Source organism: Miltoncostaea oceani (genome assembly GCF_018141545.1).
GTDB classification, from domain to species: Bacteria; Actinomycetota; Thermoleophilia; order Miltoncostaeales; family Miltoncostaeaceae; genus Miltoncostaea; species Miltoncostaea oceani.
In genome coordinates, this window is record NZ_CP064356.1 from 1,888,788 (window position 1) to 1,904,516 (window position 15,729).

Sequence of the window (15,729 nt, forward strand, 5' to 3'; positions counted from 1 at the left end):
ATGGACCTGCTGGAGCGCGAGGGTGCGCTCGCCACCCTGTCGGCGGCGCTCGACGACTCCGCGGCCGGGAGCGGGCGCGTCGTGGTGGTCGCCGGTGAGGCCGGCATCGGCAAGACGGCGCTCGTGGCGGCGGCGATGGACGCCGCCGACGGCACCCGCCGGATCCTCACCGGGGCCTGCGACCCGCTCCTGACCCCCCGGGCGCTCGGGCCGTTCCACGACATCGCCCGCCAGGGCGGCGGGGCGCTGGCGGCGGCGTTCCGCGACCCCGGTGGACGGGAGGAGCTCGTCGCCGCCCTCCTCGGCGAGCTGTCCGCCGCGCCGCCGCGCGTCCTGGTGGTGGAGGACGCCCACTGGGCCGACGAGGCGACCCTCGACCTGCTCGCGGTGCTCGGCCGCCGGGTGGGTGCCACGACCGGGACGCTCGTCGTCACGTTGCGCCCCGAGCGGTCCGACGACCGCGTCCGCGCGACCCTCGGACAGCTCCCGGGCGGTGTGGTCCGGCGCATCGACCTGCACCCGCTGCCGCCCCCGGCCGTCGCCGAGCTCGCCCGCCGCGCGGGGCGCTCCGCCGCCGACCTCCACGACCTGACGGGCGGCAACCCGTTCTTCGTGACCGAGGTCCTCGCCGCACCCGGCGTCGCGATCCCCGGGTCGGTGCGCGACGCCGTGCTCGCCCGGGCCCACCGCCTGTCGTCCCCCGCCCGGGCCGTGCTGGACGTGGTCGGCGTGGTGCCGGGACGCGCCGAGACGTGGCTCGTCGACGAGGTCCTCGGGGCCGCCGCCGCGGAGCCCGTCGACGAGTGCGTGGGGGCCGGGATGCTCGAGGTCGACGGGGAGGCGGTGCGGTTCCGCCACGAGATCGCCCGGTCGAGCATCGAGGACGAGCTGACGCCGATGCGCCGCCGCGACCTCGACGCCCGGGTGCTGGCGGCGCTGCGGGGCCGCCCCCCGATCGATCCCGCCCGCCTCGTCCACCACGCCCGCCGCGCCGGCGACCGCGCGGCGGTGGTCGACGCCGCACCGGACGCCGCCCGCCTGGCGGCCGCGTCCGGCGCCCACATGCAGGCCGCCGCCCACCTGCGGACGGCCCTCGAGGCGGCGGACGCGCTGCCCGAGGCGCGGCGGGCGGAGCTGCTGGAGGCGCTGTCGGTCGAGGCGTACCTCTGCGGGACGCCGGGGGAGGCGCTCACGGCCCGCCGCGAGGCGCTCGCGATCCGGACGGCACTCGGGCAGACGGCGGAGGCGGGCGAGGACGAGCGCTGGTTGTCGCGGCTGCTGTGGTGGGCGGGCCGTCGCGACGAGTCCGAGGCGGCGGCCGGGCGGGCGATCGCCCTGCTCGAGCCGCTCGGCCCGAGCCGCGGCCTCGCCATGGCCTACAGCACCCTGTCCCAGCTCCTGATGCTGGCGTGGCGCAACGCCGACGCCATCCTGTGGGGGGAGCGGGCGATCGCGCTGGCCCGGGAGCTCGGCGACCGGGAGGCCCTGGCGCACGGCCTCACGAACGTCGGGACGGCGCGGGTCGAGAGCGGCGACGCGGCGGGCCGCGCCATGCTGGAGGAGGCGGCCGCGATCGCCACCGCCGACGGCGACCACGACAACGCCGTCCGGGCGATCGTGAACCTCGCGTGGGGGGACCTGCTGCACCGGCGCTACGCCGACTCCGCCACCAGCGTCGCGCGTGGACTGGCCTTCGCCCGCGCCAACGAGCTGCGGGCGTACGTCCAGTACCTCCTCGGGATGCGTGCGTGGGCGCGCCTGGAGCTGGGCGACTGGGCGGGGGCGGAGGAGGACGGCCGCGAGGTCGTCGCGATCGACGGCGCCCACCCGGCCATCAGCGCGCACCCCGGCATCGTGACGCTCGGGCGCCTGCTGGTACGGCGGGGGGACCCCGAGGGGGACGAGCTGCTCGACGTCGCCTGGCGGCGCGCGGCGTCCGCGGCGGAGGCGCAGCGCGTCCAGCCGGCGGCGATCGCCTGCGCGGAGCGGGCGTGGCTGCGCGGCGACGCCGAGGGCCTGCGCCGGTACGCGGCGGCCGCGGTGGCCACCCTCGACGTCAGCGCCGTCCCCCGCATGGTGGGCGAGAGCCTGCTGTGGGCGTGGCGGGCGGGCGAGCTCGACCGGGACCCCGCCGGGGCGGAGGAGCCGCTGCGCCGCTCGATCCTCGGGGACCCCCGGGGCGCCGCCGCGGCCTGGGAGGAGCTCGGGTGCGTCTACGACGCGGCGGACGCGCTGACCGACTCCGACGACGAGGACGACCTGCGCCGGGCGCTCGAGACGTTCGACCGCCTCGGGGCGACGGTGCCGGCGGCACGGGTCCGGGCGCGGCTGCGCGACGCCGGCCACGTGGTCCCCGCCGGCCCGCGCCCCGCCACCCGCAGCGACCCGGACGGGCTGACGCCCCGTCAGCGGGAGATCCTCGCCCTGGTGGCGGAGGGGTTGACGAACGCCCAGATCGCCGACCGGCTCGTCATCTCCGAGCGCACCGTCGACCACCACGTGGCGGCGGTGCTGCGCAAGCTGGGCGTGGCGAGCCGCGCCCAGGCGGCGGCCGCCGCGGCCCGGTGAGGCTGCTCGAACGGGAGGCGGCCGTCGCGGCGGTCGAGGACGCCCTGGCGGAGGCCCGCGCCGGGCGGGGCCGCGTGATCGTGGTCGGCGGGGAGGCGGGCATCGGGAAGACCCGGCTGGTGAACGAGGTGGTGCGCCGCGTCGGCGGCGACGCCGTCGTGCTCGCCGGGTCGTGCGACCCCCTCCTGACGCCGCGGGCGCTCGGGCCGTTCCGCGACATGGCCCGCACGTCGGGCGGCGCGATGGGCGCCGCCCTCGCCGAGGACGCCCCGCGCGAGGACGTGATGGAGGCGGCGCTCGCCGAGCTGGCGGCGGGACCCGTACCACGCCTGATGGTGGTGGAGGACGCCCACTGGGCGGACGAGGCGACGATCGACCTGCTGGCGGTGCTCGGCCGGCGCATCGGCGCGACGACGGGGGCGCTGGTGGTGACGGTGCGCCTCGACGAGGTGGGCCCCGCCCTCGGCGCCGCGCTCGCGGCGGTGCCGCCCGACGTCGTCCGCCACGTCGCGCTCGCGCCCCTGTCGGCGGCGGCGGTCGACGCCCTCGCGACGGACGCCGGGCACCCCGCGGGCGACCTCCACGCCCGGACGCGCGGCAACCCGTTCTTCGTGACGGAGGTCCTCGCGGCGGGCGGTGGGGTGCCGTCGACGGTGCGCGGCGCCGTGCTCGCCCGCGCGGCCCGCCTGGCGCCGTCGGCGCGGGAGGCCCTCGACCTGGTCTCGGTGGTCCCGGGCCGCGCGGAGCTGTGGCTGCTGACCGGCGCCCTCGGCGCGCGGGAGGACGACCTCGACGCGTGCGTCGCCGCCGGGATGCTCGAGTTGGGCGACGGCGGCGTGAGCTTCCGCCACGAGATCGCCCGGTCGGGGATCGAGGCGGAGATGACGCCGCTGCGGGCGGCGGCGCTGCACCGGCGGGTGCTGGACGCCCTCGCCGCCCGTCCGGGGGTCCCGCCGGCGCGCCTGGTCCACCACGCCCGGCGCGCCGGCGACCACGACGCGGTGCTCCGTCACGCCCCGGCGGCGGCGCGGGCGGCCGCGGCGGCGGGGGCCCATGGCGTGGCGGCCGACCACCTGCGCGCCGCGCTCGCGTCGGGCGGGTCCCTCGATCCCGCGGCGCGGGCCGATCTGCTGCAGGCGGTCGCCGTGGAGGACTACACCCGCGGTGAGAGCGGGGAGGCCCTGGTGGCCCTCGGGGAGGCCCTCGCGATCCGCCGGTCCCTGGGGGACCGGCGGGGGGAGGGCGTCGGGGAGCGGTGACACGCCCGGCTCCTGTGGCTGGAGGGCCGGCGCCGGGACGCGGAGGCGGCGGCGGAGCGGGCCGTCGCACTGCTGGAGCCGCTCGCCCGCGACCACGAGCTCGGCATGGCGTACAGCACCCTCTCCCAGCTCCACATGCTGCGGTGGAGCAGCGGCGAGGCGATCGCGTGGGGGGAGCGGGCCATCGCGATCGCCCGGGAGCAGGGCGACGACGAGGTGATGGCGCACGCCCTCACCAACGTCGGCACGGCGCGGTGCTCCACCCCCGCGGAGGGTGGGGAGGGGATGCTGGAGGAGGCCGTCGCCCTCGCCCTGCGGCGGGGGTTCCACGACCACGCCGCGCGGGCGCTGGTGAACCTGTCGTGGAACCTCGTCGCCCGCCACCGGTACGCGGAGGGCCTCGACGCGATCGCCCGCGGCCTGGAGGTCGCCGACCGCTTCGACCTGCGCTCCCACGAGCGGTACCTGCTGGGGATGCGGGCGTGGGCCCGGCTCGACCTGGGTGACTGGGCGGCGGCGGAGCGCGACGCGGCGTCGTCCCTCGCGGTCCGCCGGGCCCACGGCACGACGTCGTCGCATCCGGCGCTGCTCGCGCAGGCGCGCGTGTTGTCGCGGCGTGGCGATCCGGCGGCGGCGGAGCCCCTCGACCTGGCGTGGCGGTTCGCCGTGACCGCCGACGAGGCGCAGCGGCTCGTGCCGGCGGGGGTGGCGCGCGCGGAGGCGGCCTGGCTGGCGGGGGACGTGGCGGGGGCGCGTCGCATCGCGGAGGAGGCGGTCGCGGCGGCGTCGCCGACGTCGGACCCGGTGTTCATCGGGGAGGCGGCGTTCTGGCTGCGCCGCACCGGGGGCCTGCCGGAGGTCCCGGAGGGGGCCACCGGCCCGTGGTTGTTGTCGTTGCGGGGGGAGCCGCGGGCGGCGGCGGAGCGGTGGCGGCAGCTGGGCTGCCCGTACGCCGCGGCCGACGTGCTCGCGGAGTCGGATGACGAGGACGACCTGCGGGCGGCGCTCGCGACGTTCGACCGCCTCGGCGCGGCGCGGTCGGCGGCGGTGCTGCGGGCGCGGATGCGCGACCGCGGCCTGCGCGTCCCCCGGACGGCGCCCGCCGGCGCCCCGGGGCCGGGGGCGGGGACGGGCGTCGCGGGGCTGACCGCGCGGCAGCGGGAGGTCCTCACCCTGCTGGCGGAGGGGTTGACGAACCGCGCGATCGCGGAGCGGCTGGTGATCTCGGAGCGGACCGTCGACCACCACGTGGCGGCGGTGCTGCGCACCCTGGGCGTGGGCAGTCGCGCGGAGGCGGCGGCCGCGGTAGGTGGTGCCCATGGACAGGATGGGCACCGGATCGGCGACCGTTAGGCACGTCCCACCGATGAGCGGGCCCCCGGGCCGGTCGTACCGTCGTCCCATCAGATCGGACGACGAGGGAGACCCCCCGATGCACCCGAACCACCACCTCCACCGCTCCATCGCACGCGACACCGAGGCCCGCCGCATCTCCGCCGCGGCGAACGCCCGCCTCGCCCGCAGCGCCCGCCGGGCCGCGACCACCGACGGCGGCGTCAACGCCCCGCGGCCGGCGCTCCGCTGGCTCCCCATCCGGCGCGACCGGATCGCCGGGACCCCCCGGCACGCCTCCTAGCTCCACGCCACCCGGGCGGGCCCCGTCGCCCGCCCGGGCGCGAGACGACGCGATCGGGTCGCGCCTCCCGGCCTCCGCGAGGCGGTGTGTCGATTGGCGTCGACGCGATGCGCCGATCGGCACCGATGCCCCGACGACGATGACCAGGCGGATCCGGGGTCCCCACCCGGTCTGGGCCAATTGGCGTCGACGCGATGCGCCAATCGACACCGATGCCCAGACGACGGCGAGGTGGATCCGGCACCCCACTCGGTATGCGCCGATTGGCGTCGACGGGATGCGCCAATCGACACCGACCCCGGGGACGCCCCGATCCCCGCCCGGGTTGCGCACCACCACCGCGTCCCGTCAGGGTCGGGGGGATGACGGAGAGGACGCTCACCGCACGGGAGCTGAACCGGGCGGTCCTGGCCCGGCAGCACCTCCTGCGCCGGTCGACGGCGTCGCTGCCGGTCACGACGGAGCGGGTCGGGGGGATCCAGGCCCAGTACGCCCCCTCGATCTACATCGGCCTCTGGAGCCGTGCGGAGGGGGTGACGGTCGACGGGGTCACCCGTGCCCTCGTGCGCCGGTCGCTCGTCCAGGCGACGTCGCTGCGCGGCACGATCCACGTCCTGTCCCGCCGCGACCACTGGCCGTTCGTCGTCGCGTCGCGCACCCGGATGCGGGCGATCTGGCTGCGGTCGCGCCCCGGCCTCGACGAGGACCGGATGCGGGAGGCGGCGGACCTCCTGCGCCCGCGGCTCGCGGAGGGTCCCGTCGGCCGGCGGGAGATGGAGGACCTGATCGGCCGGGACCGGGCCCAAGGCGTCGGGTTCTGGGTCGACATGGTCCGCACCCCGCCGGCGGGGACCTGGGGACGCCGCCGCGCCGACCTCTACGGCGACGCGGCCGCCTGGGTCGGCCCGCCGGACGACGACCTCGACGCCGACGCCGCCGTCGCCCACGTCGTCCGCCGCCACCTCGCCGCGTTCGGCCCCGCCGCCGCCGCCGACGTCGCCGACTGGGCGGGCCTCACGATCGGCGCGGTCACCCCGGCCCTCGACGCCATGGACCTCCGCCGGTTCCGCGACGAGGCGGGCCGCGTCCTCCTCGACCTCCCGCGGGCGCCGCTCCCGGACGCGGGGACCCCGGCCCCCGCGCGGCTGCTGCCCACCTGGGACGCCGCGCTGCTCGTCCACGCCCGCCGCGCCGGGATCCTCTCCGAGGAGCACCGCCCGCGGATCTTCTCGACCCGGACGCCGTTCTCGTTCCCGACGTTCCTCGTCGACGGCACGGTGGCGGGGACGTGGCGCCTCGACGACGGCCGGGTGGAGCTGTCGCCGTTCGGAACGCTGGCCGCCGCCGACCGCCGCGACCTGGAGGAGGAGGGCGCCCGGCTCGCCGCGTTCGCCGCCGGCGACCCGCCGTGACCCCGCCGGTCAGGCCCCCGCGGCCCTCCGGGCGCGCCACTGCGCGGCGGTCTGCCCCCACACGACCACCTCGCTCGCCTCGTAGGGGGCGGGGAGCCGGGTGGTGCGCAGCGGCCGCGACCCCAGCCGCTCCGCCACCCGCGCCGACGCGGTGTTCTCCTCGTCGATGCAGTGGATGACGTCGGACCAGCCCAGCGTCGCGAACGCCCAGTCCATCGCGGCCGCGGCCCCCTCCGTCGCGTACCCCCGGCCCCAGCGGTCGCGGCGGATCCCCCAGCCGACCTCCGTCCCCGGCCACCCCTCCGGGTACCAGGGCCCGAGGCGCCCCACCCACTCGCCGGTGTCACGCTCGACGACGGAGAACATCGCGAACCCCTGGATCGCCCAGGCGCCCGCGACGCTCAGGAACCCCCGCCACGCCTCCGAGCGCGCCTGCACGCCCCCGATGAAGCGCGCCGTCTGCGCGTCGGCCATCGCCTCCGCCCACGCGTCGAAGTCCTCCCGGCGCGGGGGACGCAGGATCAGCCGGGGCGTCTCGATCACGGGCCCGTCCACGTCGTGACGGTACACGCGCGGCCCCGGTCTAGACTCGCCGCGTGACCGCCGACGAGATGGCCCGCCTCGACGCGCTGCTGCGCGTCCCCAGCATCAGCGCCGACCCCGCCCACGCACCCGACATGGCGCGCGCCGCGGAGCTCGTCGCCGAGGAGGTCCGCCGCGCCGGCGGAACCGCCGAGGTGCGCGCCGGCGGCGGCCACCCGCTGGTGGTGGGGGAGGTGCCCGCGAGCCCCGGCCACCCCGACGCCCCCCGCGTGATCCTCTACGGGCACTACGACGTCCAGCCCCCCGGCGACCCGGCGGCGTGGACGTCGCCGCCGTTCGAGCCGACCGTCCGCGACGGCGACCTCTACGCGCGGGGCGCGAGCGACGACAAGGGCAACCTCTTCATGCTCGTCGCCGCGGTGCAGCGCCTCGCCGCCGCCGGTGAGCTGCCGGTCCGCGCCGCGTTCGTGGTGGAGGGGGAGGAGGAGAGCGGCGGCACGTCGGCCCTCGACCACCTCGCCGCCGACGCGGAGCCGGCCCTCGCCACGATCATCTTCGACAGCCCCATGATCGCCCCGGGCCGCCCCGCGATCTGCACCGGCGTGCGCGGCATGGTCTACCGCCGCGTCCGCGTGCGGTCCGCGCCCGCCGACGCCCACAGCGGCCTCTTCGGCGGCGCCGCGATGAACGCGGCGCACGCGCTGATGGCGGTGCTCGCGGCGGTCGTCCCCCACGACGGCCGCCTCCCCGACGCCCTCTACGCCGGCGTCGCCCCCGCGGGACCCACCGAGGTCGCCGCGTGGGCCGACCTGCCGCCGGGCGCCGACGCCCTCGCCGAGGCCGGGCTGCTCCCCGGGGACCCCGGCGCCGCCGACGGCTTCCACATGCGGACCCTCGCCTCGCCGTCGCTCGACGTCCACGGCCTCGCCTGCGGCGAGCCCCACGCGGTCAAGACGAACATCCCGGGGACCGCCACCGCGACGCTGTCGCTGCGCCTCGCCCCCGGCCAGGACGCGCCCGCCCTCGCCGCGGTGCTCGACGACCTGCTCCGCTCGGGCGCGCCGGCGGGCGCGGAGGTCGAGATCGAGGACCTCGGCGTCGCCCTCCCCGCCGCGCTCGACCCGGACCACCCCGTCCTCGTCGCCGCCGCCGACGGCATCGAACGCGCCGTCGGCCGGCGCCCCGCCCCGGTCCGGCTCGGCGGCACCCTGCCGGTGGTCGCGGTCCTCGCGGCGCGCGGGGTCCCCACCGTCCTCACCGGGTTCGGCCTGCCCGACGACGGCATCCACGCCGTCGACGAGCACGTGCGGGTCGACCACCTCGGCCTCGGCACCCGTGCCGCCATGGAGATGCTGCGGGCGCTCGGCGCCATCGGGGCCCCGGCGCCGCTGTAGGATCGGCGGTCGGACGCAAACCGATCGAGGGGGACACGTGGCGGAGCTCTGGGGCGGGGAAACCCGCAAGGCGGTCGAGAACTTCCCGGTATCGGGTGAGCGCGTGCCGCTCCCCGTGGTGCACTGGCTGGGCCGCATCAAGGGTGCCGCCGCCCGGGTCAACGGGGACCTCGGCCTGCTCGACACGGCCCTCGCGGAGCGCATCTCCGCCGCCGCGGACGCGGTGGCCGCCGGGGACCACGACGACCAGTTCCCGGTCGACGTCTTCCAGACCGGCTCGGGCACGTCGTCGAACATGAACGCGAACGAGGTCATCGCCGCCCTCGCCGGCGACCCCGTCCACCCGAACGACCACGTCAACATGGGGCAGAGCTCCAACGACGTCTTCCCGTCCGCCGTGCACGCCGCGGCGCTGCAGGAGGTCGTGGACCGCCTGCTCCCCGCCCTCGAGCACCTCGGCGACACCCTCGCCGGGAAGGCCGAGGAGTGGAAGGACATCGTCAAGACCGGCCGCACGCACCTCATGGACGCCGTCCCGGTCACGCTCGGGCAGGAGTTCGCCGGCTACGCCGCGCAGATCCGCCAGGGCCACGCCCGCGTCTCCGACGCCACGGCGCGCCTCGGCCAGATCCCGCTCGGCGGCACCGCCGCCGGCACCGGCCTCAACACCCATCCCGAGTTCGCCGAGCGGGTCCGCGCCCGCCTCGTCGAGGAGACGGGTCTCCCGATCGCCGCCCCCGCCGACGGCTTCGAGGCGCAGGGCGCCCGCGACGGCCTGGTCGAGGTCTCCGGCGCCCTCAAGGTCGTCGCCGTCTCCCTGACGAAGATCGCGAACGACATCGCGATCCTCGGCAGCGGCCCGCGCGCCGGTCTCGCCGAGATCTTCCTGCCCGAGCTGCAGAAGGGCTCGTCGATCATGCCGGGCAAGGTCAACCCCGTGATCCCCGAGGTCGTCCTGCAGGTCGCGGCCCAGGTCATCGGCAACGACACCGCCATCACGATCGGCGGCATGCAGGGCAACTTCGAGCTCAACGTGCGCATCCCGCTGCTCGCGCGGAACCTGCTGGGCTCGATCCACCTGCTCACCACCACGTCGCGGCTGTTCGCGGACCGCTGCATCGCGGGCATCGAGCCGAACCTGCCGCGGCTCACGGAGCTAGCCGAGGGCAACCTGCAGGTCGCCACCGCGCTCAACCCGCACATCGGCTACGACAAGGGCGCGGCCATCGTGAAGGAGGCCACCGCCTCCGGCCGCCCGCTCCGCGAGGTGGCGCGCGAGCACGGAGTGGAGGAGTCTGTCCTCGATGAGGCGCTCGACCTCCGGAAGATCGCGGCCGGCAGCTCCGCGTAGCGGACGCACCGGGGAGCCCGAGGAGCGGTCACCGCTCCTCGGGCTCCCGCCGCTCGTCGGCAACCGCGCCATGGCGGCGCTGGTCGCCCGCGACGCCGCCGGGTGGGGGTTCAGCCCCACCGTCCCGAAGCCGCCGGACCTGCGGCTCCCCGCCGACTACGTCGAGCGCCAGCAGGAGGACGTCCGCACCCGCGTGCGGGCGCACCTCACCGAGGCCCGCGCCCGCTTCGAGGGCGCGATCCGCTCCGGCGTGTCGATGGCGGAGCTGGTCGACATGGTCCTGACCGCGGTCCCCGAGGCCCGCCGCCTCGTGCCCGCCGACCTGGAGGGGCTGCTGCGGGCGTTCTTCCGGCCCCTCGACATCGCCGTCCACCGGGACCCGGTGGACCGCAAGGGCGCGCTCGACGAGGTCGCGGCGATGGCGCGCAACGCCCTCGGCCCCCTCACCGAGGGCGTCCGGTTCGGCATGGGCGCCGGCGGCAGCGTCACCGTCGGGGTGTCCGGCGTGACCGCGGGGATCGGGCCGCGGGAGGGCGGCCGCGACGGCGAGCACCCCGTCGAGGTCACCGGGGGGTGGGATCGCTCCGTGAAGCTGACGACGCGGGCGCCGGGGGTCGTCTTCGAGGCGAAGGTCAGCCCTCCCGAGCAGGCCGGGGGCGACGTGCCGTGGGAGATCGCGCTGCAGTTCCCGGGGGAGGACGCCATGGTCCCCGTGCTGTCGGCGCTGCCGGGGGTGTTCTCCGCCGCCGAGAGGGGGGTGCGCGAGGCGGCGGGGGAGGCCCGCGCCGGCGGGGCCGGCTCGTTCGACCGCGCGAAGCGCCACATGGCGCCGGTCAAGGACGCCGTGTCCGCCGTCTCGGCCGTGGCGGCCAAGCACTCCGGCCCCCGGTTCGGCATCGCCGTGACGGGCCAGGGCGGCGACATCGGCGTCACCGCGACCCTCACGATCGTCTTCTAGGGCGTCAGTCGGCCACCCCGGCCTCGGTGGCCACGTGGGTGGGGCGGAGGCGCACCAGCAGCTCGCCGGGCACCGCGTTGCGCCGCCCGTACTGCTCGGCGAGCTCGGGACCCATGTAGCGGTACGCGATCCGCGTCGACCACGCGAGCATCGCCGCCGGGTCCTCGTCGATGGAGACGACGCCGTCGACGCGGACGTAGGCGAACGGCGGCTCCTCCACGTCCACGTAGATGCTGGCGCGGGGGTCGCGGCGCAGGTTGCGGCCCTTGATCGTCCCCGCGCCGGTCATGAAGACGACGTCGTCGCCGTCGAGCACGAACCAGACCGCCGCGACATGGGGGCGCCCGTCGGCCCGCACCGTCGCGAGCTTGCCGGTGCGGGTGCCGGCCGCGAGGAACTCCCGGCGCTCGTCGGCGCCCATCGGGCGGCTCACACGGCCTCCCGGGCCGCGCCCTCCCGCGCGTCGCGGACCTCGTGCGCGAACTCCCGCGCCGCCCCGGCGACGATGCCGAAGACGTCGGCCTTCGGCTTCACGAACCGCGGCGTGTTCGGCAGGGCCCCCACCAGGTCGGTCACGACGAGCACCTGGCCGTCGCATTCCGGCCCGGCGGCGATGCCGATCGTCGGGGCGCCGACCTCGGAGGTGATGCGGGTCGCGAGCTCCGCCGGCACGGCCTCGATCACGATCGCGAAGCAGCCGGCGGCGTCCAGCGCCCGCGCCTCGGCGGCGATCCGCTCGGCCTCGTCGGGGGTGGTCCCCTCGCGCCGGTAGACGGCGGCCGTCTGGGGCAGCAGGCCGACGTGCCCCATGACGGGGATGCCCGCGGCGATGATCGCCGCGACCTGGGGCACGAGGCCCCCCTCCAGCTTCACGGAGTCGGCCCCCGCCTCCACGAGGCGGCGGGCGCTCGCGACGGCCTCCTCGGGGGTGCGGTAGCTGCCCGCGGTGAGGTCGCCGCAGACGTGGGTGCGGGTGACGCCGTTGCGGACGGCCCGCACGTGGTGGGCCATCATCTCGAGCGTCACCGCACGGGTGGTGTCGTACCCGAGCTCCACCTCGCCGAGGCTGTCGCCCACGAGCAGGATGTCGAGGCCGGCGTCGTCGAGGGCCCGCGCCGTCGGGTAGTCGTAGGCGGTCAGCATCACCAGGCGCGCCCCGCCCTTGCGGGCGCGGATCGCGTCGGCGGCGAGGCCGGTGGACACCGGGGCGGGGGCACCGGTGTCGAGGTAGGTGGTCACCGCTCCTCCCACATGACGGGGACCGTGCCCGGCGACGTCACGTCCACCTGCCGGTTGGAGGCGTCCACGTGGACGACGACGGGCTCGTAGCCGTCGAGCTCGGACTCGTCGAACTGCGCGTACGTCAGCACGATCACGAGGTCGCCGGGCTGCGCGAGACGGGCGGCGGCGCCGTTGAGGCAGATGTCGCCCCCGCCCGCCGGGCCCTCGATCGCATAGGTCTCGAACCGGGCGCCGGTGTTGATGTTGAGGACGCAGACGTGCTCGTAGGGGCGGATGTCCGCGGCCTCGAGCAGGTCGGTGTCGACGGTGATGCTCCCGACGTAGTTGAGGTCGGCGTCGGTCACGGTGGCACGGTGGATCTTGCTCTTGAGCATGGTGCGCGAACGCGGCACGTCGGCCCTCCGGGGATGGGTTGCGAGCGGTGTGTTGTCGATGAGGCGCGCGGGACCGACCCGGGCGCAGACGCAGAGGAGGGCGGGGCCCTCCAGTCGAGTGAGGGGCTGGAAGGTGTCGGGGTGGACCACGGCGGCGTACTCCAGGTCGCACCGCGGCTCGGCGGAGATGACGGCGGCGGCGGCGGCCGCGAGCCGGCCGGCGTCGCGCTCGCCCTCCGCGGCGAGCGCCTCGGCCGCGTCGAGTCCACGGCGGAGCGCGACGGCGGCGGCGCGGTCCTCCGGCCCGAGGTACGCGTTGCGGCTGCTCATCGCGAGGCCGTCGGCCTCGCGGACGATCGGGCCGACCACGAGCTCGATGTCGTCGAGGTGGAGGTCGGCCATCAGCCGCGTGACGACGGCGACCTGCTGGGCGTCCTTGCGGCCGAAGACGGCCCGGTCGGGGCGGACGGCGAGCAGGAGCTTGGCGACGACGGTGGCGACGCCCCCGAAGTGCTCGGGCCGCGCCGCGCCCTCGAAGCCCGCGCTCGGGCCCGCCACGGTGATCGCGGTGCCGAAGCCCTCGGGGTAGATCTCGTCGGCGCCGGGGGCGAAGACGAGGTCGACGCCGGCGCCGCCCGCGAGCTCCAGGTCCCGGGCCTCGTCACGCGGGTACGTCGAGAGGTCCTCGGTCGGGGCGAACTGCGTCGGGTTGACGAAGAGCGTCACCACCACCGCGTGGCCGTCGTGCCCGGCGATGCGCATCAGCTCGAGGTGCCCCTCGTGGAAGGCCCCCATGGTGGGGACCACCGCGATCCTCCGGCCCGCGGCGCGGAGGGCGGCAACGGCGTCGCGCAACCCGGCGACCGTCCGGACGACGTCCGGGGAGCGCGGGGGAGGGGTGGCGGGAGGTCGGGATGACGACATGCGGGGTCCGTCGCCACCGGAACCGGGACACGCGGACGGACCCGCTCACGGCGGGACGCCCACCCCGGCGCCTCGTGCTCCAGCTCCCGTCGATACGGGATGCCAGGCGGTGCGCTGACGGCCGCCGGAGTGTACCGCCGCCGCGCGCGGCGGGACAAGCGGCCCCGGGTCCGGCCGGACGGCGCGTTACCCTGACCGCGATGCCGGAGCCCGCCGACCGCGTCGCCGAACTGCAGGGCTACCACGACCGGGAGGTCGCGCCATGCACGCGCTGCGCGCTGCACCGCACGCGGACGCAGGTGGTCGTGGGCAGCGGCGCCCTCGACGCCGACCTGATGTTCGTGGGGGAGGCGCCCGGCTACCACGAGGACCAGCAGGGGATCCCCTTCGTCGGACAGTCGGGGCAGCTGCTCACGACGCTGCTGGAGGGCATCGGGCTGACCCGTGACCAGGTGTTCGTCGCGAACGTCCTGAAGTGCCGCCCGCCGGGCAACCGCGACCCCGCCCCCGCGGAGATCCGCTCGTGCGAGCCGCACCTGTTCCGCCAGGTGTCGCTGATCCGACCGCGGATGGTCTGCACGCTCGGGAACTTCGCGACGAAGCTCCTGTCGGGGAGGCCCGACGGCATCAGCCGGGTGCACGGCCACGAGCTCCCGATCGAGGTGGGCGGGCACCGCCTGCTGCTGTACCCGCTGTTCCACCCGGCGGCGGCCCTCTACACCCGGGCGATGCTGTCGACGCTCGAGGCCGACTTCGCCCGCATCCCGGAGCTGCTCGGCGGCGCCGCCCCCGCGTCGGCGTCGGCGGGGCCCGCGGCGGCCACGCCGGTCCCGGTCCCCGTCGAGGCCGCGCCGCCGCCCCCGGCTCCCCCCGTGGCGCCGCCCGCCGACGAGCAGCTGGGGCTCTTCTGACCCCCGCCCTCACCTGGGAGAGCGACGGCCCCGAGGCGACCGCGGCCCTCGGGGGCGTGCTGGCGGAGCTCCTGCGCCCCGGCGACCTGGTGCTGCTGCGCGGCGAGCTCGGCGCGGGGAAGACGACCCTGGTGCGGGCCGTCGCACGGGCCCTCGGCGTGGAGGGACCCGTGACGAGCCCGACGTTCACGGTCGCCCAGCGGTACGCCGGGAGGGCGACGGAGGTCGCCCACATGGACGCCTACCGGCTGGAGGGACCGGACGCCGAGGAGGCCGAGCTGCTCGGCGCCGCGATCGCCGGCGACGCGATCGCGTTCGTGGAGTGGCCCGACGCCGTCCTGGCGGCCCTGCCGGAGCCGCGACTGCAGGTGGAGCTGCAGCACGGGGGCGGGGACCGGAGGCTGGTACTGTTGGACGCCCGGGACGCCCACGATCTGGAGCTTCTCGGCCGCCAGCTTGCCGACATTCGCGCTCGACACCTCCACAGCGAGTCCGAGCCTGGCGCTCGTTCGGGGTGAGGACCCCATCGCCGAGCTCTGGCTGGCGTCCGAGCCCGGCTCCGGGCGACGCGTGCTCGAGGCGGCCCACGGCCTGCTCGCGGCGTGCGGCCTCGCCGTCGCGGACATCGAGGGGATCGTGGTGGGGGTGGGGCCCGGTGGCTTCACGGGGCTGCGCATCGGGCTGGCCACGGCCCTCGGCCTCGGCCAGGCGTTGCGCGTCCCGGTGACGGGGGCGTCGTCGCTGGAGGCCCTGGCGCTCGGGATCGCGGACGGGGCGCCGGCGGGGACGCTCGTCGCGCCGGTCCTCGACGCCCGCCGCCGCGAGCTGTTCGCCGCCGCCTACCGCGTCCGCGAGGGCGGCCTCGACGAGGTCGTCGCCCCCGTCGCGATCGCCCCCGCCGACCTGGCGGCGGCGCTCCGGGCGCACGGGACGCCGGTGCTCGTGGGGGGTGACGGCCTCGCCGCCGCCGGCGGAGTGTTCGACGCGGCCCCGTTCACCTCACCGCCGCCCGGTTCCCCCCGCCACCGGGTGGGGGCGGCCGCCCTGGCGCGCCGGGTCGCGCAGGGCGGGGGCGTGCCGGCGCGGCCGGTGTACGCCCGGCTGCCGGACGCCGAGGTGAACCGGCGGGCGGCGCTCGCGGCGGCGGGATCCTGATC

Annotated in this window: 15 protein-coding genes; 11 read left to right on the forward strand and 4 right to left on the reverse strand. The window is 77.2% G+C overall.

Features of this window, described 5'->3' with window-relative positions:
• From IU369_RS09635 to IU369_RS09655, 5 genes are all read left to right on the forward strand, one after another.
• Nucleotides 1-2,568, forward strand: coding sequence for an ATP-binding protein (locus IU369_RS09635; RefSeq protein WP_217920762.1), 2,568 nt, complete (start codon nucleotides 1-3; stop codon nucleotides 2,566-2,568).
• Nucleotides 2,565-3,827, forward strand: a complete 1,263-nt coding sequence (locus IU369_RS09640; RefSeq protein WP_217920763.1) for an AAA family ATPase — start codon at nucleotides 2,565-2,567, stop codon at nucleotides 3,825-3,827. The genes IU369_RS09635 and IU369_RS09640 overlap by 4 nt, the downstream gene beginning before the upstream one ends.
• A gap of 105 nt (nucleotides 3,828-3,932) precedes the next feature.
• On the forward strand, nucleotides 3,933-5,180 hold the full coding sequence (locus IU369_RS09645) for a LuxR C-terminal-related transcriptional regulator (protein WP_217920764.1): 1,248 nt from the start codon (nucleotides 3,933-3,935) through the stop codon (nucleotides 5,178-5,180).
• A 79-nt stretch (nucleotides 5,181-5,259) separates the two neighbouring features.
• On the forward strand, nucleotides 5,260-5,463 hold the full coding sequence (locus IU369_RS09650) for a hypothetical protein (protein WP_217920765.1): 204 nt from the start codon (nucleotides 5,260-5,262) through the stop codon (nucleotides 5,461-5,463).
• A gap of 362 nt (nucleotides 5,464-5,825) precedes the next feature.
• A complete protein-coding gene (locus IU369_RS09655; protein WP_217920766.1) occupies nucleotides 5,826-6,875 on the forward strand; it encodes a DNA glycosylase AlkZ-like family protein in 1,050 nt (349 codons plus the stop codon).
• A 9-nt stretch (nucleotides 6,876-6,884) separates the two neighbouring features.
• Here the strand turns inward: IU369_RS09655 and IU369_RS09660 are convergent, their stop codons facing one another.
• On the reverse strand, nucleotides 6,885-7,430 hold the full coding sequence (locus IU369_RS09660; RefSeq protein ID WP_217920767.1) for a GNAT family N-acetyltransferase: 546 nt from the start codon (nucleotides 7,428-7,430) through the stop codon (nucleotides 6,885-6,887).
• Between the two features lie 41 nt (nucleotides 7,431-7,471).
• Between IU369_RS09660 and IU369_RS09665 the strand changes: the two genes are divergently transcribed.
• The 3 genes from IU369_RS09665 to IU369_RS09675 all read left to right on the forward strand — a co-directional run bounded on the left by IU369_RS09665 (nucleotide 7,472) and on the right by IU369_RS09675 (nucleotide 11,121).
• Nucleotides 7,472-8,812, forward strand: a complete 1,341-nt coding sequence (locus IU369_RS09665; RefSeq protein WP_217920768.1) for a M20/M25/M40 family metallo-hydrolase — start codon at nucleotides 7,472-7,474, stop codon at nucleotides 8,810-8,812.
• A gap of 37 nt (nucleotides 8,813-8,849) precedes the next feature.
• Nucleotides 8,850-10,163: a class II fumarate hydratase gene (locus tag IU369_RS09670; protein ID WP_217920769.1), complete on the forward strand. Its 1,314-nt coding sequence runs from the start codon at nucleotides 8,850-8,852 to the stop codon at nucleotides 10,161-10,163.
• Nucleotides 10,164-10,233: 70 nt separating this feature from the next.
• Nucleotides 10,234-11,121 carry a hypothetical protein gene (locus IU369_RS09675; RefSeq protein ID WP_217920770.1) on the forward strand — a complete coding sequence of 296 codons (888 nt, stop codon included), beginning with the start codon at nucleotides 10,234-10,236 and terminating at the stop codon, nucleotides 11,119-11,121.
• A 4-nt stretch (nucleotides 11,122-11,125) separates the two neighbouring features.
• Here IU369_RS09675 and IU369_RS09680 read toward each other — a convergent pair whose 3' ends face one another.
• From IU369_RS09680 to panC, 3 genes are read right to left on the reverse strand one after another with little or no spacing between them, the layout of a single operon-like run.
• On the reverse strand, nucleotides 11,126-11,542 hold the full coding sequence (locus tag IU369_RS09680) for a PPOX class F420-dependent oxidoreductase (RefSeq protein WP_343233236.1): 417 nt from the start codon (nucleotides 11,540-11,542) through the stop codon (nucleotides 11,126-11,128).
• An 8-nt stretch (nucleotides 11,543-11,550) separates the two neighbouring features.
• The gene (panB, locus tag IU369_RS09685) at nucleotides 11,551-12,360 is read right to left on the reverse strand and encodes a 3-methyl-2-oxobutanoate hydroxymethyltransferase (protein WP_217920772.1); all 810 of its coding nucleotides are present in this window, start codon (nucleotides 12,358-12,360) and stop codon (nucleotides 11,551-11,553) included.
• Nucleotides 12,357-13,661 carry a pantoate--beta-alanine ligase gene (gene panC / locus IU369_RS23580; RefSeq protein ID WP_281426174.1) on the reverse strand — a complete coding sequence of 435 codons (1,305 nt, stop codon included), beginning with the start codon at nucleotides 13,659-13,661 and terminating at the stop codon, nucleotides 12,357-12,359. Before panC ends, panB begins: the two co-directional genes overlap by 4 nt.
• Before the next feature lie 200 nt (nucleotides 13,662-13,861).
• Between panC and IU369_RS09695 the strand changes: the two genes are divergently transcribed.
• The 3 genes from IU369_RS09695 to tsaB are packed head-to-tail and all read left to right on the forward strand — an operon-like array spanning nucleotide 13,862 to nucleotide 15,727.
• Nucleotides 13,862-14,572 (forward strand): uracil-DNA glycosylase, encoded by a 711-nt coding sequence (locus IU369_RS09695; RefSeq protein ID WP_217920774.1) that lies wholly within the window; start codon nucleotides 13,862-13,864, stop codon nucleotides 14,570-14,572.
• Nucleotides 14,569-15,090, forward strand: a complete 522-nt coding sequence (gene tsaE, locus IU369_RS09700; protein ID WP_281426236.1) for a tRNA (adenosine(37)-N6)-threonylcarbamoyltransferase complex ATPase subunit type 1 TsaE — start codon at nucleotides 14,569-14,571, stop codon at nucleotides 15,088-15,090. The genes IU369_RS09695 and tsaE overlap by 4 nt, the downstream gene beginning before the upstream one ends.
• Entirely contained in the window at nucleotides 15,029-15,727 is a 699-nt protein-coding gene (gene tsaB / locus IU369_RS09705; protein WP_217920776.1) for a tRNA (adenosine(37)-N6)-threonylcarbamoyltransferase complex dimerization subunit type 1 TsaB, read from the forward strand. The genes tsaE and tsaB overlap by 62 nt, the downstream gene beginning before the upstream one ends.
• The last annotated feature ends 2 nt before the right edge of the window (nucleotides 15,728-15,729 follow it).